Source organism: Halomonas profundus (assembly GCF_020865425.1).
GTDB classification, from domain to species: Bacteria; Pseudomonadota; Gammaproteobacteria; order Pseudomonadales; family Halomonadaceae; genus Vreelandella; species Vreelandella titanicae.
The window spans coordinates 4126963-4152226 of record NZ_CP086344.1; the positions used below are offsets into that span (position 1 = coordinate 4126963).

Sequence of the window (25264 nt, forward strand, 5' to 3'; positions counted from 1 at the left end):
GAAACATACAACAAAGCAGCATCACCAAGCTCCCAATACATTGCTACTGAAGATTGGGTGACGTCGGAGCGATAAGGTCGCGATTCGTTCGCTCCACTAAGTATCAGGCTATAGGTATCGTTGGTGACGGCATCCCTGCTAAATTTAATGCGAATCTAGCCATTACAGGCTTATGGCCAGACGGATAAACTTTCCACATAGTGAACGCCGTTTTGGAACTTTTCTTGCCGAAACGTTTCGATTACCCGAGAGGTCGCCACCCTCTATCTTCGTTTTCATGCCTGTCCAATGAAGAAGTCGGGATCATCATTTCCTTTTTCCTTGGCTAAAGCGCGTAATTTCGTACGGCTGGTGCATTGTATTTGCCGTTGGCCTATCAAGAATCATTCATGATTAGATTCCAATCCACAGCTGTCCCGGCCTTGACCACTTTGTTGACCTTCTTGCCGAGTAACAAATCGTAATACTTAGGTTTCAAACCAAATCCGGGCCGTACACTGCGAAGATTACTTTCAGTTAATGCCTCACCGGGCCTCATGTCTTTGGTAATGTAGAGTGACCGACGCCCTGGCAGATAACTTTTTTCAGGACTTGTTGGACCGTATTGGACTGCTCCAAGGGACAGCCATGCTCGGTGACACTCGGTAACTAATGCCTCCATTTCTTCTGGCTCAAGGCTGAAGTGGGCATCGGGTCCACCATCAGCACGCCGGAGGGTGAGGTGCTTTTCAATAACGGTTGCGCCCATAGCTGTCGCGGCAATAGCGGCCCCAATGCCCAGAGTGTGATCACTCAATCCCACCTTAAGATCAAAAAGCTCGGCCAAATGAGGAATGGTGCGCACATTTGAATTTTCAGGGCTAGAGGGATAAGAAGTGGTACATTTGAGCAGTACAGGCGCGACGCATCCCGCGTCCTGTGCAGTTTGTACGGCCTCTGCAATCTCTTCAATTGAAGCCATACCCGTTGACATAATAAGCGGCCGTCCAGTACGAGCGCATTTTCTGATCAGTGGCAAATCCACTAGCTCGGGTGAGGCAATTTTGTAACAGGCCGGACCCAATGTTTCCAGAAAGTCCACCGCGGTAAAATCGAATGGACTACTAAACCATGCAAGGCCATGGCTTTCTGCACGTTCGATTAAGGCAGCATGCCAGTCCCAGGGGGTGTGGGCTTCCTCGTAGAGCGAGTGTAATGTACGGCCATGCCAAGCACTTTCAGGGTTGTTGACTACAAACTCATCACGATTGATATCAAGGGTGATGGTATCAGCAGTATAAGTTTGCAGTTTAATTGCATCTACGCCACAGCGGGCCGCAGCATCAATCAATTCATAAGCGTGTTGGAGCGATTGGTTATGATTGCCGGAGAGTTCGGCAATAATCAATGGTGACTGCGAACTATTGCTTTGCATAGTTTTAACGAACTTTGTGTTAGTCATAAAAAACGCCTAAAGGTTTCTATCCTGAATGATCCATTCTTGCATCTTGTTTAAGGTTTCGCCTTCTACAGGACGAATACCACCGACTCCATCAGCTATTCCGAGAACAAAGCTGGGTTTCCGCCAGTCATCGACGACTATATCCCCTTGCCTACCAATGACCCCTCCCGCAACGATAGAGTGCCCGTTAGGTAGCTTACGGCTGCCTGCACCACTCTGAAATTGCTTATGGGTCGCGAGAATGCGTTCCACTTCAGCAACGAGTGCAGCACCACAGTCCAGACGCCTTATGATCACCCCCCGCTCGTGAGCGGTATTAAGTCCAGCCGATGATAGTGCGCCAGGACGTAGCACTAGAACCGCACCGCCATCGCGCACCCGGTCAATTACCTCAGACCCAGCGGGATGGGAGGGATCACATGCCACAATGGCATCAACTGGTTCAGTTACTTGACAGAGTCTGACATTCTTCTCAAGTTTGTGTATTCCAACAAGATCGCACCCTATCAAAGAGGCTTCTTTGATACCCAACATTTGCATCGTGTCGGCTAATGCCTGCGCGATGACGTCATCGTCATCATAAAGGTAGTGGTTAGAAGCTTTTGAATGCGGCAATAACCTGGCTAGTTTATTGTCTAGAAGCCAGAATTCAGCGACCTCGCCTAGGTGCGCTTTCACTTTGTTGTAAGTTTGGAGGCCACCCACTTCGATATGGGCCACAATGCTTCCAGCGTTCTTTCGCAACGGACCAAAACGGGGCTGTGTCAGGTCGGGTACGTAAGCAATGGTCATCACTCTGGGTTGAGGGAACTTTCCACGATCAACTCGCAGGCGTTCGGCAAGCTCTTCTAACGTTTTGGGCTGTGTACGCTCCAAACGCTCAAACGATGCCCCAGAGGCAGGGATTCTAGGAGACTGGCTTTCTAGCGACTTCCGGGCTGCGGACAAAGCGGCCTGAGATGAGACCGTTTTCCGCGAATTTTTAGGCAGATGAAGCAGTGTTTTATATAGCGAAGCTCCTGTTTCCTGAAGGGCAGCTTCTACCACGCCACTGAAACCGGAGTGAAAATAATTAAGGCCTGTGGCAATTTCCGCCGCTCTAGGCCGAACATGCCCAGGAGCACAGAGTTCCATGACAGAGTCTGCAAACTCGATTAGATACTGCCAGTCCACAGGACGCTCAAGCGCGTTATTTCTGCTTAGCAATACGGCCAGCAGCTCAGTGGCGGCATTGCCACCACTGCGCCCCAATCCTGCTAAACTGCCATCTACGTAGAGCCCCCCCGCTTCAATAAAGCGTAGACAATTGGCAACTGCCAGTGTGAGGTTATCATGGCCATGAAAAGCTAAAGGGGTTCGGGTTCTTGCTCGGGCTTCTAGTGTGTAGTTGGAGACATCGTCCGGTGTCATACCACCGGCGGAGTCCACCAGAGCAATGACATCGACACCGAAGTCTCCAACCTGTTCTGCAATCCGGCCAAATTCTTTAGGCGTCACAAGATAGGTTTTCATCATGTTACCCCAGACTTCCAGGCCCAGGGTTTTGGCCAGATCAACGTAAGGTTCAAGCTTCGCAAAGTCATCCACATCCATGCCAAGGCGGATGAACCCCAACCCAGCATCATGAGCAGCCCTGATATCATCCTCATGGCCTATGCCAGGGATAAAAAAGCTGCCTACTTTCGCTGCTCCTCTGGCTGCCTCGCAGGCTACACGAATGTATTCTTCATCCGATTCAGCAGCGGTACCTTTGCTGCGGCTGGCCCCCAGACCCAAACCATGCCCAACTTCGATGTGCCCGATCCCGGCCGTAGCCAGACCTTTCGCTACGATATAAGTGTCTTCTTTGGTGAACTGGAAATCTACCACGTAGCTGCCATCACGGATGGTGCAGTCGAGTATATGTGCTTTTTGGCGTTCAGGCATTGTCAACAATCTCAAAGATGTCGGGAGAGTACATCGTGAATAATATCGGTGGTCTGTTCAATGCGATATTTGGGAAGACCAGGGTTGACCCAGAGGTTGATAACATTAGCCCCGAGGTGGTCGGCATTGGGAAATAAACCCTGATTTTGCATCCGACCCGAGGCGTACCAATGATACAAGGGCGGGTACCAGTTGCTCACATCAATATCCGCCGCACGCAAGGCTTGTGTAATAGGCTTTTGTAGTCCGTTAGGAACGAGAAAGCTGTAACGCCAAGGTGCAGATTGCTCATCAAGATCCTGATGCTGCAGAGCAGGATGCTGCAGCGCAGTTCGATAGGCCTGGGCATTTGCCTGTCTTTCCGAGACGATATCATCCAACTGCTGCAAAGCCTCTAAAATTGATTGAGCCTTGTCTTCTTCAAAAGCAAATAAATACATTTCTCGAAAAATGTCAGGCAAAGGCAAAAAGAGGGCATTAAAGTCTGGGTTAACCTCTGTCAAAGCAATAAGAGAGTAATAAACTTGGCGCCATTCACTAAACAGTCTATTTATATGCAACGGCTGGGTAGGCAACAGGGCAGCTTCATGTCGTAACTGTGTGGCAAGCTCGTTGTCATCGGTTAATGCAGCCCCTCCCCATCCCACATCAAGCGTCTTGGTATGCCCAAAACTCACTACGGAAATATCACCCCAGGCCCCTACTGGCTTTCCCTGATAGCTGGCACCGAAAGCTTGCGCTGCGTCTTCGATGACCGGCAGTTTATATTCTTCTGCCAATACCAGGATTTCGTTTAGTGGCGCTGGATGGCCATAAAGGTGGACGGGCATAATCGCCACTGCATCGGGGTGGTCATTCAAAACTTGGCGTAACGAATGCGGACACATGTTGAAGTCCTGCAGACTGATATCGCAAAAAATGGGTTGATGCCCTGAGAATAGTGGGACACTGGCCGGGCTAACACAGGCAGTAGCAGGCACGATGACTTTTCCCGGTTTCAGTTGCAGAGCGCGAAGCGCAATGTGAATAGCGCTGGCTCCCCGTCCGGTCAAAATGCAATGCTTACGCTCCAAGCGTTCAGCAAGCACTTGTTCAAGGCGGCTTTTGGTGTCAGCACTCATGTGATACCTACCTCTGAATCATAGTATTCCTGGTTTACGTACAACCAACCAAAGCAAGCCTGCTTTCGGAGTAAAAGTGGCTTTACTTACGACAAATTATCGAAAGAGATGTCACGCAAAGTGATGAATCTAACCGGCCTGCCTTGCTTAGAACTCTCTTGAAGCAAGGCGCGGAGGTTGTCCGCAAATATCTCTTGGCTAAAAGAGAGCAAGCCATGAGGCTCATTCCCGGGAAGCACCGCCGAAGGATGAGTTACAGTGACTATGGTATCCGCACTCGCCACCAGCGCTGGAATGCCTCTATGGAGGGCGCGGGTATGGAAGCTCAGGTCAAGGTAACGCCGGCAAGGTGCTTGGTCGTAGTCTGCTAGGGTTTCCAACATACTCATTGGAATCTCCTTCAGGGGTCTTTCATGCTCTCCTGGCACACGATAATCTTTCTCTGAGGGAGAATAAGTATGTGTCGGTGTAGCGGCCCAGTTGAGGTTACGTTCTCCATCTTCGCGAACACGTCCCGGCATCGCGGTTGAGTCATAACGTATACCAGCTTCTTCAAGAGCACTCATTACGGCATTGGAACAGAACGCTTCTCCAATGCGCGAAACAACTGTGTGAAATCCAGCGCCTCTCATCGCCTCAATAGACCTGAAGATTTGCTCACGCAGCGTTATAGGGTCTTTATCTTGCCTCCACCTTCCGGCCTCCTGGCAGTAAAGATGCGGATGAAATGCAATTTCGTCTCCCTTTTCCTGATGCCGGGTCCAGATGTTCTGGTAACGCTTCAATAGATGGGCACTGCTACCAGTCATCCATTCAATCTGATCATCACAGCGCACAAACCAAGTGGCACAGGCGCGCTTACCCAGTGAGTCCCGGTGTTCAGCCAAAATGCTGTCAATCAGAGGAATACCCTGCTCAATGCCCCGCCACTCCAAAGTATCGGGGGCTGCGATACTCGTGTCGAAAGCGTCCATTTCTGCATCAAAAGTCAGAGCAATATTTAGGGTGCGTTCAATCATGTCTTCCAGCCGGAAAAATCCTTGTACAGTAGGATAGCGAATTCAAAAGCAGGGTAGTCATGCCGCAGAGAAACACGCTTAGTCAGCGTCTTTGCATAGCTAAAAATCGCTTCTGGCTGATAGTAATACAGGTGATCCTCTCGGAAATCGACATAGGACGTCATCATGTCAATCGCTACCGCCACGTCACAGGCCTCGTAACAAATCTGGAGTACATCCTTCATGACGTCGAAATTGTCATCGTGACTGAGGCGGTTATTGAATGTCTGCGAAGATACGATGTAGTCAAAACGTTCTGGAATCCCCTGCGTCTGGATGTCACGTACTTCAAACGACGCTTTCGGAAAACGCTTTACGGCAAAGTCAACCAACTCGGGGGTAATGTCATAGCCAGTATAGGAGACCTGAACACCTTGTTTTTGCAACCAGGCGTAAAAGTCTCCCAAACCACACCCTAAATCGAGTAACCGACATCCATTAAGATCACCTATTGAACTCAAAACGCTGAAACGGATGTCTCGTCGCTCCACGCTGCCTGAGGCTAGGGCTTGAATACCCGGGCCATACTCACCTAAGCGCTTCCTATAACGGGAAACAATAGTGCTTTTATCCTCGTCTCTCATGATTAACAGTGCCTTAGGGTAAACGTAAACAAGATCAACTAAAGGCCTCAACTTCAAGCCGGATTAAATCGAGCGCCTTTTGAGCCGTCTCCCGGCAAGTCACCGGATCCGTGTCATACACTACAATATGCCCAACTCGGTCACTGCCCGAGCGCAGTGTATTCAATGACTCTCCTGGGGTGACATAGATCTCTATTTCAGCCACGCCAGGTAAAGCCCGTGCGGTTTCAATACCATGTGCAGCCCTAAATAACCCCGGCTCAGGATCAATAAAGGCCAGCGTGGCAGCCGATAGGGACGGACTAAGCGTGAGGTCGGGACGCTTGCCAAGCGCGGTTTCGATACTTGCCTTAATTGTGGACAGGCCTGCCACGCGGGGCAACATTTCAGTGAAAACCTTGAACCCAGCTCCACGGGCTGAGAGCTCGACAATCATAGGCCCTTTTTCAGAGTCGATACATTCTAGATGCACCGGGCAGTTACGGAAGCCACAAGCTTGGATAGCTTTAACCGCATGATCAATCATCGCTTTGCGGCGCTCTTCTGTCAGAAAATCCGGAAAATGTACTTGGCGATCCAACATGTATGGTGGATCCGTGCGCACTTTTTCGGAGGTTGCCAGCACATGCACTTCGGTATCCACAACCCAAGCTTCAACGCTGTACTCCCTTCCCGGGATGAATGTCTCCAACAAAGCCTGTCCCGAAAGGGAGTTCTCAAATGCAAGTGCCATTGCAGTGGACACGGCCTGCTGTGAGTTAACAAAACTAACGCCCCGGCTCCCGGAGGCATCTACTGGTTTCACAATGCAAGCCTCATTCTGAAAGTCACCCCAGGCTTGCATGGCCTCATCGACCGTATTAACCAACCGAAAGCGGGGTGTTAAAAGGCCAGCGGTGCGAATTATTTCACGTTGACGTAACTTGTTGCGGGATACCTGCACTGCTTCTAGCGGGATACCGGAAATACCCAATTTTTTACACGCGATGGCAACGGCCTCCATCGCAGCTTCACAGGAGATACTGACAATGGCCTCTGAGCCGGTTTCCTTGAATACCTCTATGATTTTATCCGGATCAAGAATGTTAGCCACTCTATATTGATCTGCCTCAGCTAGACCTGACGCAACAGTGGAACCATCCATAGCCACCACATAATGGCCAGCAGAACGCGCGTCTCGTATGGCCGACGCCTGTGCTTGGCCTGCCGCAACGAACAGTAATCGTTCTTTCATAATTCGATAACCTACCTTTCTGACAGTAGTTTCAGGGCCATCTCTGCGATGCGTTCGACCCCATGGCTATCAACCCGGCGGTGTGCATTTGCTGCCAGGGCGTTTCGCAACGCTGGCTTGCTTAAAACCTGATGCAGGTCTGATTCCATAACGCAGGCGTTGGCTTGTACATGGAACCTTGCATGCTTGTCCTCGGCAGCTGTCTGAGGGAAAACAACGGTGGGTTTCGCCAAACACAGGCTTTCCAATAGGGTCCCACCGCCGCTACTGAGTACAACATCAGCGGTGGCAACAATAGCATCGTAATTGTCTGGGGCGCGCAGGACAGCAACATTTGGGGGAGCTTGAGCACGAACCTGCTTTTCGTAGGCTGAAGATGTCAATGGTCCGAGGATGATTGTGATGCCGGTGCTTGAAGATACAAGCTCTTTCAAATGCAGTAGCGCCTTCAGCGTGTTTCCTGCCGGATCTGCACCTCCGAAAGTCAGCACCAAGTGCTTAACTTCCGCTATAACTGGAGGGATAGGCGGTCGATGGGATTGGATGGAAGGCCGAATAATAGCGTATTCAGGCCCCTCCATATAACAGTCGCTTTGCTTTGCGGCACAATACGCAGCTTCCATCTCACCGCTATGATCAAACAAGTTGACTGTAACTGTTGGTAGCAGTTCAGGATTAAAATAGTCAAGGCACAGCTGGCTGACTTTTCCCTGTGTCCGACTCAGATGGCGGCGCGCACTATCAGGCTCAAGGTCAACAATTTCCACTCCTGAAAGTTGATCTGGGAGGGGTCCACAACACACATTCAGTTCTTTGAAGTGGATAGCGATTTCCTCTTCCAAGTGACTGGATTCGGAAACGACCCATATCTGAACCGGCACTGAACTGGCCAATTCACGGGCAAGGGTTATGCTACGGCGAATGTGTCCGAAACCGATCTCTGCATAGCCCTCGGTTATGAGGGTGATGCCACTAGTGATCAACGGGTTCATTCCTCGCCTGCATAAAGGCAAAGAGCTCCTCGGCATGTGCCCAATCTTCGGGAGTGTCTATATCCTGACAAAGCAGGCGAGGAATCCAGTGCGGTAAAGTATTGCCTGCCATACTTGTTGGATACTGTATGAAGGCATCCGCACGCCCCATCAAGAAGTGACCCGCGTCATGGTAGGCTTCATGTAAATCCTGACTTCGCATAGTGGAAAATTCAGGAAATAAAAACTTTAGGTAACCTTGGTGCTCCGCTATAAATGCGCGCTGGACAGGAGATGGGAAACGAGTAACTGCCAGTACATAATCTGTATCCGGATTCTTCTCAAATAGTGAAACACTGGCAGCCAGATCGACCGCCCTCAGAAATGGGGCTGTAGCGTAGGCACAAGCAACAATACTCGGAGAATCCCCTTGCCCTTGCAACCATTCAATAGCGTGGCGCATGACAGGTGTCAGACCTGTGTGATCATCACTAAGCTCTGCCGGACGTAAAAATGGTATTTCAGCGCCATAGGCCTTTCCCACCTGTGCTATTTCTTCATCATCAGTAGAGACAATGATGCGATCAAACATTCCGCTTTCCCGTGCTGCCTGAATCGACCAAGCAATCATCGGTTTGCCAAAAAATGGTTTCACATTTTTGCGAGGTATGCGTTTGCTGCCGCCGCGTGCAGGGATGATCGCCACTCGGTTCATAAAAAACCCTCAGTATTCAGAGCCGTTTCCAGCGCCTGCACTACGTCATCCTGCTGCTCATCTGCCAGCCCATGGTGCATTGGTAGGCTGATGGCTTCCCGGTAATACTGCATTGCTTGAGAGAAAGCCTCCTCCTCAAACCCCATTTCCTGATAATACGGTTGAGTATGAATGGGGATGTAGTGCAGGTTAACACCGATTCCCTGTTCTCTCAGACACTCAAACACTTGACGGTGTGTTTTGGTAATTGCGCCCAGCTGCAGGCGAATTACGTATAGATGCAGACCAGAGTAGCTATCTGGATGCTGCCAGGGTGTGGTTACGGGTAGGTCTTTTAATAGCTCGTCATAACGGATAGATAATTCGTGCCTGCGAGCAACAAACGCATCCACTCGGTTCATCTGGCTGATGCCCAACGCAGCCTGCAGTTCGGTCATGCGATAGTTGTATCCCAACTCCACCTGCTGGTAATACCAAGGGCCATCGGCTTCACGCGTCATTTGCGCAGGGTCACGGGTAATGCCGTGACTGCGCAGCATTGCCATCTTATGAGCTAATTCATCACTGTTAGTCACCGCCATGCCACCTTCGGCGGTAGTAATGATTTTTACAGGATGGAAGCTAAATACAGTGATATCGCTGTAACGTCCGCTGCCAATATAGTCGCCCTGGTATTTACCACCTATGGCGTGGGAAGCATCTTCGATAAGGCAAAAACCATAACGCTGACTGAGCGCGTTAATCGCCTGCATATCGCACGGCTGACCGCTTAGATGCACCGCAACAACCACCTTAGGTAAGCGCCCTGCTTTTTGTGCTTTTTCCAGCTTTGATCCTAGCGCTTTAGGGCAAAGGTTATAGGTGAGCGGATCTATATCCACAAAATCTACCTTTGCACCGCAGTACAGCCCACAGTTAGCTGAAGCAACAAAGGTGATCGGCGAGGTCCACAGCCAATCACCTTCACCAAGCCCTAGCGCTAGGCAAGCAAGATGTAGTGCTGAGGTAGCACTATTGACTGCCAAGGCATGCTTTGCACCTACATGTTCGGCTACTGACTGCTCAAAGCACGGTACTTGCGGCCCTTGGGTAAGGAAGTCGGACTCCAGCACCGAGACCACAGCATCGATATCCGCTTGAATAATCTCTTGGCGGCCGTAAGGGATCATTAAATAGCTCCCATTTTTTCGCGGTTTTGATTAATCCAGGCCCGCAAGTCAGAGTCTGTCATCCATTCAGTATTGTTATTACTCGAATAGACGAAACCGTCCGGCACAAGCTTACCGTCTTTGATACGGTTGGCGTCTTTATCCCAATTATTGATCTGTGGCAATATCTTAAAATGTTCAGGATATTCGTAAGTATAATAGGCATCTTCGGAGCTGATCATTTGCTCGTGTAGCTTTTCCCCAGGGCGAATACCGACTACCTTTTGCTTAGCATCGGGAGCGATAACTCGCGCCAAATCTGTTACTTTCATTGACGGAATTTTTTTGACGTAGATTTCCCCACCTTCCATATCCTCAAAAGCGTGCCAAACCAGTTCAACACCTTCTTCCAGTGAAATCATAAAGCGCGTCATGCGCTCGTCAGTAATCGGCAGCACGCCTTTTTCTTTAATTGACATAAAAAATGGAATCACCGAGCCACGTGATCCCATTACATTACCGTAACGAACCACAGAAAAACGAGTGGAACTATGACCAGCATAGTGATTGCCTGCAACGAATAACTTATCAGACGTTAACTTTGTTGCGCCATACAAATTAATTGGACTACTGGCTTTATCAGTTGAGAGTGCAACCAACTTTTTTACGCCTTTATCGATGCAGGCATCTACAAGGTTCATAGCTCCGATAACATTTGTCTTTATGCATTCAAAAGGGTTGTATTCAGCTGTAGGGACAATCTTCGTCGCCGCGGCATGAACAACATAGTCCACTCCGTCGAGTGCACGATAAAGGCGTTCGCGATCCCGCACGTCACCAATAAAAAAGCGCACACGGGAGTCCCCTTCAAACTTCTTAGCCATCTCCCATTGTTTCATTTCATCACGGGATAAAATAATAACTTTTTTAGGGTTATAGCGAGCCAACAGCATAGGAATAAATGTATGACCGAAGGAGCCTGTACCGCCAGTCACAAGAATACTTACATCATTAAACATAATTAATTCCTATATATTTATCTAATATTCATCACGGCAACTGCACGACGATGCCCCTTATTCTGTGGAAAGCCACGGTGGAATCCGCTTTGATCAGAAATCACAAGTGCCCCTTTTTTAGCCATAACAGGAATTATGTTTTCCTTTTCAACAAAGGGAGCTTCGGTTCTGTTCGGCAGAACACTTGAGATGCCCATATTGAAACGACGATACTTACTATCTTTGTGACTTCCTTTTACATACGCATAAGGCCCATCATCAAGTGAACTACAATCAGTTAAGTATATAAATGCTTTCAACTGAGGAGAATAAGAATCGGCATGAAACCCTCGAGTTTCGACAACACCCTCATTTAGATAAAAATTTAAATTTTTACAACTAGCGCGCTTGTCCCCACCAGAGACAACTCGAAGTATATTTGAACCTTCATAAATATTTCTTAACTTATTAAGGCTAGGGTATGCCAGGTCAACGTTAAATATATCAATCATACCTCTATCTTGCCCAACTTTACCCAGCCTCACCTGCGCAACTGCCTTATCATAGTTTGATAACTGGTCATAACCTGAAAGCTTAGCAACACCTTTCTGGATAAGCATTTCTTCAGATTCTTCCAAATTTTTACCTGAAGAGAAAAAAAACTGCATCCTTTCATGAAGATCATTAACCACTCTTTCTATATCACTTAAAATTTCTTCCGACACAAAACCAGGTACAATAACAATACCTGTCCTATCTAAACAAGCACTAACTTTTTCGACATCATCCAGGTTATCAAAAGTGATATCATCACACCTTTCCTTAATATCCAAAAGAGAGAGGCTTTTAACATAATCGACTGTCTCATCATTAATCTTAACAATATCAGTCATATCAATTTTTTTATTTTTTAACACCTCCCCCCACTTCCCTACATCTACTTTATGATCTGACACAAACTCTTTTTTCTGATTCAAAAGTGATTCAATACCAACACCCAACTTTTCCGCGCTACCAAAACTATAATCAACTCTTTTGCTCGGCGATGGAAACAGATCTTTCTTATTTATTTCATCCAATTTAAAAAGAAGCCCAGTGGAAAATTCTTTTTCAACATCGCCAATATAATGATGACAATAAACTGAAGGAATACCGAAATTCAATGCATCTAATGCGCATGTTGAAGAATAAGTTATATGGACACTCGATTGACTCAAAGAGTCGTTGATTGTAATTTTACTTGGATCTTCAATCTTAGATTTCACCCCCTCTTTTTTGAGTAAATTAAAAACATCTTTTGCCTCATCTACGTGCAATGGATGGGGCCTGATAACCACTTCCCTTTTTTTAATCTGAGCAATACGCTTAATTTCCTCAATGGGAACAGGAATTCCTTTCGATTGTGGTTGATGAGTATATAGGATTTTCTTCCCTTTCCCGTGAAGATGAGTAGAAAAGATAGGATTACCACCCTCAATAATGGAAGCTCCTGCAGCAATATGACTATCTTTTATTAGCATTTTTGTTGCCATATCACTCCATGTCCAAAAAACATCTGGAAGTAATGGGCTGCCAATCTCATTTTTCTTAAACCTTGAATAGCAAGGGTGCTTAAACCCATTAATCCCATGTTGGATATCAATAACTGTAATACCCAGCATTTTACAAGCGAGAATAATAGGGAAATAATACAGGCCATAATAAACTCGAAAAACCAAGGCATCAACGCCTGAATTCTTCAACAAATTATAGTAGTCAGCCACCATCCCATTCATTAAATAAAATCTATCTTTTAAGCTTGATCGAATACTGGTGCCAAAATACTCCTGAAGCATAGAGTCAAAAAAATCAATTTCCTCTTTCTGCTTATTACTTAATACCCTTTTAAATTGAGCAGGGAGAAGCTCTAGCTTTTCAACTTTCACCCCTTTACTCTCAAAACCTTTAATGACATTTTTCAAAAATTCTTCGTCAAAAAAATAACCAATTTTCTTGATATCCTTTTTTTCTGGGTAGTTGTTAGAGCTCACTCCTGAGAGCGTCACTCCTCCCTTAAAAGCAACCGCTCCCTTTCGATTAACTTCTTTAAGACAGAAATGAAAACTCTCTCTTATAAGTGGTGAATAAGTTAATGCATAGTCATCAGGGAGAATAGAAACGATTTCATCAAAAACAGAAAATTTTTCATCAGCAAACATAAAACCTGTTCCCTCTAAATAGATCAACTAAGCAATTCAAAAAGGTTATCATCCTGCCCCAAAAAAGCAGCTTTAGCTGAATTAATCTTTGGAGACAGTGCATTATTATCTTTTTCAACGGCAGGAGGAAGTAGCTTTTGAGCTTCAAGAAACTCCAGCGCTCTATCCTGGCTAACGTCTGCAACCAACTCAAAAGCCATGTCATGCGCTGCAAAAACTGCACTTAGAATAAAGGCAAGCTTCATTCTTTCTTTCTCACTCAGTTTAGCCATACGCTCGTGGCTTGGCAGGAATAGCACGTCGGCGCTTTCCTGTTCAGTGGCACAAGGTACACGGGCGTTTAACTCTTCAGGCAAATGGCTATATTGACTGATGTTATGGAAGCGGTAGAAACGAAAACCATGTCGGCAGGCCCAGTGCTGTAGCTCTGCAAGATTTGGTTGGCGTTGATGAGTAGGCTGGAAGACAACACGTGCCTGAAGCAGCAGTGTATTTATGAGCGATTTTTTGCCATATTCTAGCACGCTCATGGCATCGCTCAGTTCATCGAGAATCAACCAGTCGAGGTTACCTAGTCCTTCAATACTATCTAACGCCACGGTATTGATAGGCAGTTCAGCTAAAGGTTTTGCGCCTAGCTGGCGGCGTTTAGGGAGTTGTTCGGCCGACAGTGGCGTAAGAATACTGGTCATTTCAGGGGCTACACAAGCATGAAGCGTAGCCGCTTTTCCATCGCCTAGCAGGGCGTGCTGGAACAACTGAATATACTCACTGCCTTCGAATTGCTTGGCGTCCTTTACTTCGCTAGCAGGGTCAAAAGCGACAATGCCGAATGCTTTCGTCGCTGCCATCTGGTCAGCAAGACCACTTTTAATCAAACTGGCACGGTTGTCGAGTACGACAACTTTACCTTTGAACTGCCAAGCAAAGTCATCATTCAGCCAAAGCCGTGGCGCTTGTGACTCATCATCCAGCTTAGCTACCGACTTAGCGCCCACCAACTGTTGCAGAGAGTTATCGACCTTGAATTCAGGCTTGGTTGCCCGATAGGTTAGGCGCTGGCGGTGGCGCTTCTTCTGGGTAATGGCGAAATCTTTGTTGCCAGCACGTAGCCCTACAAGGGGCGTTAAAGCGTTAATTAGACGATCAGTGGCGCGGTCAAGGTGGTGTTTCTCTTTGCCTACCTGCCAGGCGCGAGCCACATAATCCAGATACAGCTCTTCGTCATCGAAGAGGCTGATGACTGCATCCACTAGCGGTTGAAGCTCATCGTCGCTAAGCAGATGTTGATAGGGCTCTTTATAGCACTCATCCGGGAAATCAAAAGCGATACCAGCGTCGCCGATCATTTCGGGCATACCGCCGCGGTTGGTAATGAGCGCCGGAATACCGTTAAGCATCGCTTCAGCCAGCATACGCCCAGAGCTTTCCCACCATAAGCTAGGCGCAACCACCACACGGGCTCGGCTATAAGGGCCACGCATATCTCTGGTGTTAGGCGTCACCATGACATTACTTAAAGAGCTACGCTGCTCTCCCATTCTGCTTGTGGTCTCCCGCAGTACAGCTGGCCAGTCGGCCCGGGCTTCTACCACTTCAAGCTTAATATCGGGCCTTTCTCGCTCCAGCTTTTCTGCCAGTTGCACAAACACGGTGGCACCTTTTTGCCAACTAGGATTAACAAACAGCAGCCGACTGCGCTCATGTTGTTCGGCAATGAAGCTTTCCGGGGCGATGAACTTGCCCACCGGTTTTGCGGTAAAACCCACCGTTTTGCGATACATATCCGCAGTGGCTTGGCTGTCGGTAAGAATCAAATCCACATCTCGACACCAGCGTGATGCCTGATAATTACCGTTGGCCAAGTAGAACGCAACAGGAATACCGCGGTCGCGCGCTTCATCGGCAATCAGCATTTCCAGAGTTAGTCCGCCGTAGAAACACACAACATCTGGCTTAAATGAATCAAGCATGTAGAGGTACTGGCTATGCCAAAGCCTTTCTTCATGAGAAGTAAAATGGTTACGGTTGTGGCTATAACTAACCACCAATTGATGGTTCAGCGGGCCGTCCTCGACTTCGATCACTTGATGCAGATGAGCGTTTAGGTCAGGGAATTGTTCCTTGAGTGGTCCCATTCCCTTGGGGTTATCAAAAATGGTTGCCCCCAACACTTGAATTTCATAGCCACGCGCCACCAGCTGTAGCAACATTTGCCGCACGGTCATGCTGGCACCGCTGGAGGTATCCAATAAGCAGGAAGGATTAGCCCAAAGCAGGCGGGGTTTGCGTTTTTGAATTGCGGTTGCAGCGGGGGTCTTAACCATGAAAGCGGCTCACAGAGAAAAATGGCAATTTACCCAGCTTACCGCGCTAGCGCTGTGAGTAAAGGCGCGAATGCGCCTGTATTTAAGTAGGTGTTCTCGCTATCAGTAAGCTCAAAGAATGTAACAAGCAAAAAACGGGGCCTATTGGCCCCGTCGATACTTTCTTTATAGCATTACTGGCTGAGATATTAGCCCAGCAGAGACAGTACAGACTGCGGCGTCTGGTTAGCCTGTGCCAGCATGGAAGTACCGGCCTGCTGGAGAATATTAGCGCGCGTCATGTTAGACACTTCTACGGCGTAGTCAGCATCTTCAATACGCGAACGAGCTTCAGAAAGGTTGGTAGACGTCGTCGCCAGGTTATCGATCACCGAGTCAAAACGGTTCAGCGTAGCACCCAAGGTCGCACGGTTGGTATCCAGTGACTCAGTTGCAGTATCAACAGAATCAACCAGGCTTTGGAACTCATCGTGTACAACACCTGCGGCACCACCTGAAGTAATTTCAAATTCAGAGGCAGTGACCGCAGCATTTGTATTTAAGCCCAGGCCTTCAACGGTAGCGTCAAGTGTAGTAACAGTAATAACGTCTTCATCTTCAGTATTGGAGCCAACCTGAATATTTAGAGTACCGCCACCGCTAACGTTCAGCAGGTTAGTGCCGTTAAAGTTGTTGCTGCCAGCTACACGATCAATCTCAGCCAGACGCTCGTTGATCTCAGTAACGATGGCATCACGGTCTTCTGTGGCATTGGTATCGTTGGCACCCTGTACCGCTAGCTCACGAATACGTTGCAGGTTGTCGTTGATTTGATCAAGACCGCCTTCCATGGTCTGTACTAGAGAGATACCGTCGCTAGCGTTACGGCTAGCTTGATCCATGCCTTTGATCTGAGCAGTCATTTTGTTGGCGATGGCTTGACCAGCAGCGTCATCAGAGGCGCTGTTAATGCGCAGGCCAGAAGACAAACGCTCTTGCGCTTTGGCCAGCATAGACTGGGAGTTGGACAGGTTGTTCTGGCCAATCAGGGCCGTAATGTTAGTGTTGATTACAGACATGTGAGTGCTCCTTGGATATTAACTGGCCTTGTGGCCTGCTTAGCGGCACTTGCGTTGCCGTTATTATAATTAACGGCAGCCCCACCCAATTCTTTAGAAAAAATCGCTCTTTTTTATGTAAAGTGCTGTAACTTATCTAGTTACTTTTCATAGTGCTAAACATGCACAGGCAGCCCCCTTCTCGCGTTACCGCATCGGTCGCACTCAGTACCTATATTTTGCTGTAGGGTCATGCTGGTGCCACCGGAGAGATCCAACTGTATGAAACAGGGGCTTAATCATAAACGGTACTCGATCTTATCATTTCAACAAAAGCTAGCCCTCCCCAATAACATCGAGATTAGCAAGCTTAAATACAAAAACGGGGCCTATTGGCCCCGTCGATACTTTCTTTATAGCATTACTGGCTGAGATATTAGCCCAGCAGAGACAGTACAGACTGCGGCGTCTGGTTAGCCTGTGCCAGCATGGAAGTACCGGCCTGCTGGAGAATATTAGCGCGCGTCATGTTAGACACTTCTACGGCGTAGTCAGCATCTTCAATACGCGAACGAGCTTCAGAAAGGTTGGTAGACGTCGTCGCCAGGTTATCGATCACCGAGTCAAAACGGTTCAGCGTAGCACCCAAGGTCGCACGGTTGGTATCCAGTGACTCAGTTGCAGTATCAACAGAATCAACCAGGCTTTGGAACTCATCGTGTACAACACCTGCGGCACCACCTGAAGTAATTTCAAATTCAGAGGCAGTGACCGCAGCATTTGTATTTAAGCCCAGGCCTTCAACGGTAGCGTCAAGTGTAGTAACAGTAATAACGTCTTCATCTTCAGTATTGGAGCCAACCTGAATATTTAGAGTACCGCCACCGCTAACGTTCAGCAGGTTAGTGCCGTTAAAGTTGTTGCTGCCAGCTACACGATCAATCTCAGCCAGACGCTCGTTGATCTCAGTAACGATGGCATCACGGTCTTCTGTGGCATTGGTATCGTTGGCACCCTGTACCGCTAGCTCACGAATACGTTGCAGGTTGTCGTTGATTTGATCAAGACCGCCTTCCATGGTCTGTACTAGAGAGATACCGTCGCTAGCGTTACGGCTAGCTTGATCCATGCCTTTGATCTGAGCAGTCATTTTGTTGGCGATGGCTTGACCAGCAGCGTCATCAGAGGCGCTGTTAATGCGCAGACCAGAGGACAAACGCTCTTGCGCTTTAGCCAGCATAGACTGGGAGTTGGACAGGTTGTTCTGGCCAATCAGGGCCGTAATGTTAGTGTTGATTACAGACATGTGAGTGCTCCTTGGATATTAACTGGCCTAGAGGCCTGCTTTGCGGCACTTGCGTTGCCGTTATTATAATTAACGGCAGCACCACCCAACTCTTTAGAAAAAATCACTCTTTTTTATGTAACGCACTGTAACTATCCCGACTGCTTTCTTAATTACTTTTCTGCATATTACCCAACATGCTGAACTGCTGGGAGAGATAGCTGCTCATGGAGTTCATTTGGGCGATCAAGCCATCCAATTGCCCAAACTGCTTACGATAACGCTCTGTGCTGCGCTCGATACTAGCCTCCATACGAAGCTTACGCTCGTCCAGGCTGTCAACCCGCTGCTCAGCACTAGTCACTGAGCTTTGAATGATGCCGTTTTCTGCCGTAATACCTTCAAGCGTGGCGTTTAAGCGCCCAGCAAAGCCGCCTTCTTCGGTTTCGCCCGCAAAGAAGGCAGATAGCCCCTCTGGGTTGTTGGCTACTGCATCGTCCAACTTATCCTCATCGACCTTTAATCGCCCCTTCTCATCAATGGCGATGCCCAGTTGTGAAAGGCGTGAAATATCGCCGGTGCCGAGGTTGTCAGTAATATCCCGGCGTAGGCGGTCTTCAATGGTACGCACGGTGCGGTCGCCCACTAGCTCGCCAGACGTTTCGCCTTCGCCGTTGTATGCGGTCATTCGACCAACGGTGGATTTCATTTCGTTATAGTTTTTAACGAACTCGTCAATGGCCCCTCTCAGCGACGCGTCATCACGCTCGATTACCAGCGTAACGGGGTCACCAGAAGCCGCCGTGAGATCCAGCGTTACGCCTTGAATTGCCTCTTCAACGCGATTGGTTTTGCTGGTGATAGCAATGCCATTAACGTTCAGCTCAGCGTCCTGACCTGAACGCTGGGTGGCTGCATCCATGGTCAGCGATGCCAAACCTGAGAAGCCCTCCAGTGAAGCTTCTTGGCCTGTCTCCTTTGAGCTCAGCGCTAAGCGGTATCCAGTGCCATCATTAACGATAGAAGCAGTGACACCAGACTCTTTATCCGCATTGATCTGGTCACGGACATCCGCCAGCGTACTGCCTGCTGAAATAGTCACGTCGTAGCTTGTTTGGGTACCGCCAGCACCAAAGTTAAGCGTTAGCGTCGCATCGGCTGCTGTTAGCTCTTGGTCTAGCGCTACGCTGTTGGAAGCAGCGCTGCCTGCGCGAGCCAATTGGGTAACGGTTACTTCATAGCGCCCGGCATTAGCGGTTTCGCCTGCGGTCGCCAATACGCCATCGCCCGTCACGGTGCTTTTTTGCTGCTTAAACGTAGAGGCCTCATTCAGCGCAGCAATAGAGGTTTGCACCCTATCCATTGCTGACTCAAGGCGCCCATAGGCAGAAATCTTGGTTTGCTGAGCACTTTTCTGCTCTAGAATAGGCACAAGCTTTTGCTGTTCGGCAACTTTAAGCTGTTCTACCAAACCTGAGAGATCCAATCCAGAACCTACACCGAGTGCTGTGATCGATGCCATGGGGCTCATTCCTTATAAGAAGTAGAGAAAGGTGTCTAGGTAATCTATCGGCTGCGGAGGAACAAACTTTAGAGGTAATGCCTTTTTTAAGCTGTTTTTAAAGCATTGCAAAGAAAAATGCCCAGCACATAGTGCAGGGCATCTTGTAAGCTATTAATTTAGCTAGTTTATCTGCTTAACCTTGGTTTTGCTGTCCCAACACGGCAAACTGCTGGGTCAAATAGGCACTGGTCTGATTCATTTGCGCCACCATACCGTCCATTGCTTGGAACTGCGTTCTATAACGGTCTACAGTTTGTTCGATACGGCTTTCAGTGGTCGTAAAACGTTCTTCTAACGAAGCATAGCGACGTTCAGATGAATCAACAGCATTTTCAAGACGCCCACCTGTTCCAACCAAGCTTTCAAGCGATGAGGCTATTTGCCCTGCCATGCCACCCTCTTCGCTATCGCCTGCAAAAAAATTGGCTAGCTGATCTGGCTGATTAGCAACAATGCTATCTAATTTATCTTCGTCAATCTCCAGCTTGCCGTCTACTTGAAGCGAAATTCCTACATCCGACAACACGCTAAAGCCATCACCGCCGACAACACTGCTAATTGTTTGACGAAGCTCTCGTTCAACCGCACGAGTCGTGGCATCGGCGTTCAACCCCGCCGCCTGCCCAGTCTCTTCGTCAAACGCCGTCAAGCTGGTAATGGTGTCCTTGAGCGTGTTGAAGTCATCAACAAAGGCCGTGACCTGCTCGCGGATAGCTTCACTATCTTGCTCAACGCTGACTGTGCTTGTTGCACCCGCCTCAGATAAGTTCAGGGTAATGCCTTGAATAGCGCCTTCCACTTGATTGGTAGGGCTGACAATGTCAATTCCATTGACGTTAAACTCTGCATCCTGACCCGCTTGAACTACCTGGGCATCAGTCGTTTGTACATCGCCAGCAAGAATGTCTGAAAAGTTTGTGCTTTCAATACTCGCGTCCGCACCCGTTTCCGTCGAATTTACTGCAAGACGATACCCTTCACCGTCGTTGATAATAGAGGCGCTTAAGCGGCCATCACTCTGTTGATTGATAGCATCACGCATATCTTCAAGGGAACTGCCATCGGCAATGGTAATGGGATCCATAGCTCCGTCAGCAAGAGTAAAGGTTAATGACTGCTCCCCAGTCACTATGCTTTCGTCTGCTGTTTCCAAACGCTCTGTTACTAGGCTACTGGCTGTAGCTAACTGGCCGACCTGTACTTCGTACTGACCTGGCTGGGCCTCATTGCTGCTAACAGCGCCAACAGCACTGCCTTCTACATTGGTTGTTAGGCTCTCGAATGACGCCCCATCATTGAGTGCTTCGGCTGAGCTTTGAAACTGCTCAAGCGCGCTTTGCAACTTACCATAGGCAGATATTTTCGTATCTTCAGACTGGAGCTGTTCCGCAATAGGCTCAAGCTTTGCTTGTTCTGCCGTTTTTAATTGCTCCAGCAAGCCATTCAGATCCAAACCAGAACCGATGCCTAGTGATGTAATAGCAGCCATAAACCAATGCCTTTTTTGAATACATGTAGCTACGATTCGCGTTCCTTCATTAAGCAATACGTAGCACTGTTTTTAATACGATTACCTTAAAACCTCGGCTAGGTGAAGAATAACTTAAATATTCTTCTTCTTTTTTCGTGTCAAGACGTTATTCAAAGTAATGAAACGTAACAGCCATCGCCAATTAATAAGAAAAATCAAAATAATAGATTCCCCTTTTAGCTGTTCTTCCGCCCAACCCCAATGTAACGCAACCCTGCCTCTTCAGCAGCACTTGGCGTATACAAATTACGCCCATCAATGACGACTTTTCCAGCCAACTGGTCGGCTAGCCAATCAAAATCGACACTGCGAAACTCTTTCCACTCGGTGCAGATAACCAAAGCATCGGCACCTTTCACTGCCTGAATTCGGTCGCCTGCTAGCATCAGGTCATCCCGATCCCCGTAAATGCGGCGGCATTCCGCAATGGCTTCGGGATCAAACGCCTGCACCTTAGCGCCCGCTTGCCAGAGTGCTTCCATTAACGTGCGGCTTGGGGCTTCACGCATATCATCCGTGTTGGGTTTAAAGGCCAAGCCCCATACTGCAATGGTCTTACCGCTTAGATTGCCTAAACTATCTTGCAGTTTTGTGAACAGGGTTTGCTTTTGGCGTAAATTCACTGACTCGACGGCGCTGAGCAGTTCCGGTGTATAGCCTAATTGACGCGCGGTGCGCTCTAACGCCTGGACATCTTTGGGGAAGCAGGAGCCGCCGTAGCCGCAGCCAGGGTATATAAAGTGGTAGCCAATGCGTGGGTCGCTGCCAATCCCTCGGCGCACGTCTTCAACGTCCACTTCGAGTCGTTCGGCAAGATTGGCGATCTCGTTCATAAAGCTGATTTTGGTGGCGAGCATGGCATTGGCGGCGTATTTGGTCAGCTCTGCGGCCCGCACGCTCATAAACATCAGCTTTTCGTGGTTGCGGTTATAGGGGGCATAGCACTCTTGCATATGCGCTTTTACTCGCTCGCTTTCCGTGCCAACGATAATCCGCGCGCCACGGGTAAAGTCTTCAATCGCCGCCCCCTCCTTCATAAACTCAGGGTTCGAACACACATCGAATTCGAGTGATGCACCGCGCTGTTCGAGCACATCGCTGATAACGGCGTGGACTTTTTCCGCGGTGCCCACCGGCACGGTAGATTTATCAATCACCAGCTTATAGCTATCCATATGCTGGCCGATCGTGCGCGCCACCTCTAGCACATAGCGCAAGTCGGCACTGCCATCTTCATCGGGCGGCGTTCCCACAGCGATAAACAGCAGTTCGCCATCGGCTACCGCCTGGGCAGCGTCGGTAGTAAAGCGTAAACGGCCAGCCGCCACGTTATGGGCAACGATAGTGCTTAGCCCTGGCTCGAAGATCGGCACCTCTCCGCCATTAAGCTGATCAATCCGATCAGCGTTAACATCCATACAGGTGACTTGATGACCAACATCGGCTAAACAAGCACCTGCAACAAGGCCGACATAACCGGTTCCGAATACACTGATATGCATGACTTATTAACTCGCTAAAGTACGTGGTAGCGAGCGTAGCACATTGACCTACCATTGATGAGTTCAATAGTGGGAGATCCTCTCTAAATTATAGACCTTGGTCTAACATCGACTTTGATTTATAATGCGCTGCAACAAGCCCGACTTGGTGCTGACCGCAGGAGAACATGCTATGACTCCGAGACTTATGACTTCAGAACCTACGCCTCCAGAACTGACGAAAGAACGCTCTACTCCATCGTCTTATGGGACATCGACCACCGCAAACGTTCAACGTAGCCTTCGCCAGTGCTTATCGATTGCCGCTGAGCTGCTCTACGATCATGGTCATGTGCTCGAAACCATTACCCTTCCCCAGCGCGGCTTAGCCCGCCGCGAGTTGTCGGCACTTAGTTCTGCCGCGCCCACCTGGGCAACCTGCCAACAGGTGATGGAAGACAGTGAGGCAGCAACCTTTAATGAGTATGGCCGTTTTGTATTAACCTGCCTTGGCCGCGAATTGATGTTTGATATGTTTGGCCAAGGGGCCGCTGACTGCGCCTAATCCCTCTGCCACCAAGCATTGCTGCCCTAAACAGCTGATCAAAAAAAACGCCCATAAGCGAAAGCTTTGGGCGTTTTTTGCTTGGTCTTATGTTCTTCAGGCTCGTTTTTAAAGCCTGACCCTATAAGACCTAGTTCTATGTAGCTTAGCGCAGGCCGAGCATTGACAGAATGAACAGCACAACCACGATAAGGCCAATAATGTAGATAATATTACGCATAGGGCACTCCTTGCTTATTGCGTTTTAGGGAAATCAAAGGCTTGCTTACCCATTAGCCAACACCTCCAGCCTAGCAGGCTTTTTCTGCTTTTGCGTAATGTCGCTGCATTTCCCTCTTAGAAAGTGGCTGTATTAGCGTGGCCGCATTGATAGCGTTATCCGAGACGCTGGCGGTTCTCGTCGAATGCTCGCTGAATCATTTTCTGCTGCTTGGCATCGATTTCTAATTCACGGCAAAGGGACGACCATTCGGAAAGAGCATCAAGGGTTTGCTCAATATAGAGATCCGGGTTTAAGTAGCTGAAGGAAGCACAAACCTGATTGAGCTTTTTACGGGTAGCCAGGCCTGCCCCACTGAAAGATGTTGTATGCTCATCTGCGTAGCCCCGGACAGGGGCATAAGTCAGGTCATAAGCTGGCGCTAGTGTCCATCGACCTTGGTCATACAAAAAAGCGAAGTTCTTAGCGTGGTCATCGTGATTGTGGGTAAGGGCGTTGAACACCATCAACCTCGCCATGCGTTCAACGTCTTCTGCGTGGCGGGTGAAAGCGTTGGTTGCTTTGAGTAGATCTGAATAGTCCAGCGATGGGGCGCTGTAATCGGCATAAAGAATGGCGCTAGCGGTCATCATATGGATTTTGCGATTACCGTTACGATCAAAACGCTGAGTAGAAAAGAATCGCTCGGTTTCCGCTGAGGAGTTGATCTCAATCAGCTTGCTCGCGGCCATTTTCACCCCAGCACGCTCTGCCAACATCGAGTAGGCGTATTCGATGGCGCCGGTGTCGCGATGCTCGGTTGGCGCACGGAATTTCACTAGCCAATGTTGATAACCCGCAGGAAGTTCCTGAAAAGATGTACTGCACTGCTTACCATCAGAAGATAATGCAACGATCACCTTGGGTCGGGCACCTGCCGGGGAACCTCCGGCTAGGCGCAGAGCATCAAGAGTGGCCACGGTTTCACCTTCGTAAACAGCGTTTGCTGCCTGATAGAGTTGGGCTAGGTCAATATTATCTTCGTCAGCGGTACGCTCAATAACGGGACGATACTCCAATGCCCCCATTCCCCTGTCGGCCATATAAGCCAGCCGATCAAGAGGAGAAATATCTCTCCGGTCTTTTCCATGCTCGGCAAGGAAATAGCGATCCATGAGCAGCATTCCCCAGCCATCAGGCAGCGAGTCAGCAAATGCTCCTGGTAGACCAGCAAAAAGGAGTGGATCCGGCGCCTTCTGTGGTTGGGTAGTAAAATCCATGTTCAGAGGCGACAAATTGAAGCCTTCCGCCACCCAATGGGGGTGGTAGGCAAAGTAGATGCCCTGCCGGCTAGCGACCAGTTCCCCCACAGGATTACCCGCTAACAGCACCTCTACGGTGTTGATACGCTTCATTTTCGCCCCCGGACACGCCCTACCTGCTTGATCTCTTCAAGTGAGATAGGGTGCTCATGCTTGAAGAGCTCGGCAATTTCGCGTGTGGCACCCAGCGCTGTGGCAATGAGCACTAGGCCATCGAGAGTTATTTGCCCACTGGATTCGAATCGTTTAATGGTGGACTCAGAAATACCCGCCATCTGCGCCAAGGTTTTACGGGAAAGGTTCTGCGCCAGTCGCGCTTCTCGTGCATTGGCACCGACCTGCTGGGACAGTTCACCAGGGGCAAGTAGAGAGTGAGTCAGGGCCATGGAAACCTCTAAATAATGGCTCATTTATAATCCATTATACACTAAAAATGGCTATAAAAGACCACATGTGATCTTTTAAGACACAGACACATAGTTCCAGGCTCAGAAAGTACTACCTGTCCTTACTTCTAGCGGTTATCTGCTGTGGAACCTCTGCTACTTCTAAACCTCGA

At 48.7% G+C, this 25264-nt stretch carries 20 protein-coding genes; 1 reads left to right on the top strand and 19 read right to left on the bottom strand.

Features of this window, described 5'->3' with window-relative positions:
* Positions 1-376 precede the first annotated feature (376 nt).
* The 17 genes from pseI to LMS44_RS18955 all read right to left on the bottom strand — a co-directional run bounded on the left by pseI (position 377) and on the right by LMS44_RS18955 (position 22640).
* Positions 377-1441: a pseudaminic acid synthase gene (pseI, locus tag LMS44_RS18875; RefSeq protein ID WP_498946062.1), complete on the bottom strand. Its 1065-nt coding sequence runs from the start codon at positions 1439-1441 to the stop codon at positions 377-379.
* Positions 1442-1450: 9 nt separating this feature from the next.
* The gene (locus LMS44_RS18880; protein ID WP_498946064.1) at positions 1451-3367 is read right to left on the bottom strand and encodes a beta/alpha barrel domain-containing protein; all 1917 of its coding nucleotides are present in this window, start codon (positions 3365-3367) and stop codon (positions 1451-1453) included.
* Between the two features lie 11 nt (positions 3368-3378).
* Complete coding sequence (locus LMS44_RS18885) at positions 3379-4488, bottom strand: PLP-dependent aminotransferase family protein (RefSeq protein ID WP_498946066.1); 1110 nt, start codon at positions 4486-4488, stop codon at positions 3379-3381.
* 86 nt (positions 4489-4574) lie between these two features.
* Positions 4575-5507, bottom strand: coding sequence for a polysaccharide deacetylase family protein (locus LMS44_RS18890; RefSeq protein ID WP_498946068.1), 933 nt, complete (start codon positions 5505-5507; stop codon positions 4575-4577).
* Positions 5504-6130: a class I SAM-dependent methyltransferase gene (locus tag LMS44_RS18895; RefSeq protein WP_498946070.1), complete on the bottom strand. Its 627-nt coding sequence runs from the start codon at positions 6128-6130 to the stop codon at positions 5504-5506. The genes LMS44_RS18890 and LMS44_RS18895 overlap by 4 nt, the downstream gene beginning before the upstream one ends.
* A 34-nt stretch (positions 6131-6164) precedes the next feature.
* On the bottom strand, positions 6165-7364 hold the full coding sequence (locus tag LMS44_RS18900; RefSeq protein ID WP_498946072.1) for an ATP-grasp domain-containing protein: 1200 nt from the start codon (positions 7362-7364) through the stop codon (positions 6165-6167).
* Positions 7365-7375: 11 nt separating this feature from the next.
* Complete coding sequence (locus tag LMS44_RS18905) at positions 7376-8356, bottom strand: glycosyltransferase (RefSeq protein ID WP_498946074.1); 981 nt, start codon at positions 8354-8356, stop codon at positions 7376-7378.
* Positions 8337-9050, bottom strand: a complete 714-nt coding sequence (gene pseF / locus LMS44_RS18910; RefSeq protein ID WP_498946076.1) for a glycosyltransferase family protein — start codon at positions 9048-9050, stop codon at positions 8337-8339. Before pseF ends, LMS44_RS18905 begins: the two co-directional genes overlap by 20 nt.
* The gene (gene pseC / locus LMS44_RS18915) at positions 9047-10219 is read right to left on the bottom strand and encodes a UDP-4-amino-4,6-dideoxy-N-acetyl-beta-L-altrosamine transaminase (RefSeq protein WP_498946078.1); all 1173 of its coding nucleotides are present in this window, start codon (positions 10217-10219) and stop codon (positions 9047-9049) included. The genes pseF and pseC overlap by 4 nt, the downstream gene beginning before the upstream one ends.
* On the bottom strand, positions 10219-11217 hold the full coding sequence (gene pseB, locus LMS44_RS18920) for a UDP-N-acetylglucosamine 4,6-dehydratase (inverting) (RefSeq protein WP_498946080.1): 999 nt from the start codon (positions 11215-11217) through the stop codon (positions 10219-10221). Before pseB ends, pseC begins: the two co-directional genes overlap by 1 nt.
* A 17-nt stretch (positions 11218-11234) precedes the next feature.
* A complete protein-coding gene (locus LMS44_RS18925) occupies positions 11235-13394 on the bottom strand; it encodes a hypothetical protein (protein WP_498946082.1) in 2160 nt (719 codons plus the stop codon).
* Positions 13395-13417: 23 nt separating this feature from the next.
* Complete coding sequence (locus LMS44_RS18930) at positions 13418-15721, bottom strand: glycosyltransferase family 4 protein (protein ID WP_498946084.1); 2304 nt, start codon at positions 15719-15721, stop codon at positions 13418-13420.
* Between the two features lie 188 nt (positions 15722-15909).
* Positions 15910-16779, bottom strand: coding sequence for a flagellin family protein (locus LMS44_RS18935; RefSeq protein ID WP_498946086.1), 870 nt, complete (start codon positions 16777-16779; stop codon positions 15910-15912).
* A 415-nt stretch (positions 16780-17194) separates the two neighbouring features.
* A complete protein-coding gene (locus LMS44_RS18940) occupies positions 17195-18064 on the bottom strand; it encodes a flagellin family protein (RefSeq protein ID WP_498946086.1) in 870 nt (289 codons plus the stop codon).
* Positions 18065-18212: 148 nt separating this feature from the next.
* Positions 18213-19565, bottom strand: a complete 1353-nt coding sequence (gene fliD / locus LMS44_RS18945) for a flagellar filament capping protein FliD (protein WP_498946088.1) — start codon at positions 19563-19565, stop codon at positions 18213-18215.
* A 175-nt stretch (positions 19566-19740) separates the two neighbouring features.
* Complete coding sequence (gene fliD, locus LMS44_RS18950; protein ID WP_498946090.1) at positions 19741-21096, bottom strand: flagellar filament capping protein FliD; 1356 nt, start codon at positions 21094-21096, stop codon at positions 19741-19743.
* A gap of 218 nt (positions 21097-21314) precedes the next feature.
* Entirely contained in the window at positions 21315-22640 is a 1326-nt protein-coding gene (locus LMS44_RS18955) for a UDP-glucose dehydrogenase family protein (protein WP_498946092.1), read from the bottom strand.
* Positions 22641-22812: 172 nt separating this feature from the next.
* On the opposite strand from LMS44_RS18955, the gene LMS44_RS18960 reads away from it, so the two are divergent.
* On the top strand, positions 22813-23184 hold the full coding sequence (locus LMS44_RS18960) for a hypothetical protein (protein ID WP_233974350.1): 372 nt from the start codon (positions 22813-22815) through the stop codon (positions 23182-23184).
* Between the two features lie 375 nt (positions 23185-23559).
* Here the strand turns inward: LMS44_RS18960 and LMS44_RS18965 are convergent, their stop codons facing one another.
* Together LMS44_RS18965 and LMS44_RS18970 are read right to left on the bottom strand one after the other, a co-directional pair.
* Positions 23560-24798, bottom strand: a complete 1239-nt coding sequence (locus LMS44_RS18965) for a type II toxin-antitoxin system HipA family toxin (RefSeq protein ID WP_159177350.1) — start codon at positions 24796-24798, stop codon at positions 23560-23562.
* On the bottom strand, positions 24795-25115 hold the full coding sequence (locus tag LMS44_RS18970; protein ID WP_278369351.1) for a helix-turn-helix domain-containing protein: 321 nt from the start codon (positions 25113-25115) through the stop codon (positions 24795-24797). Before LMS44_RS18970 ends, LMS44_RS18965 begins: the two co-directional genes overlap by 4 nt.
* Positions 25116-25264 lie beyond the last annotated feature (149 nt).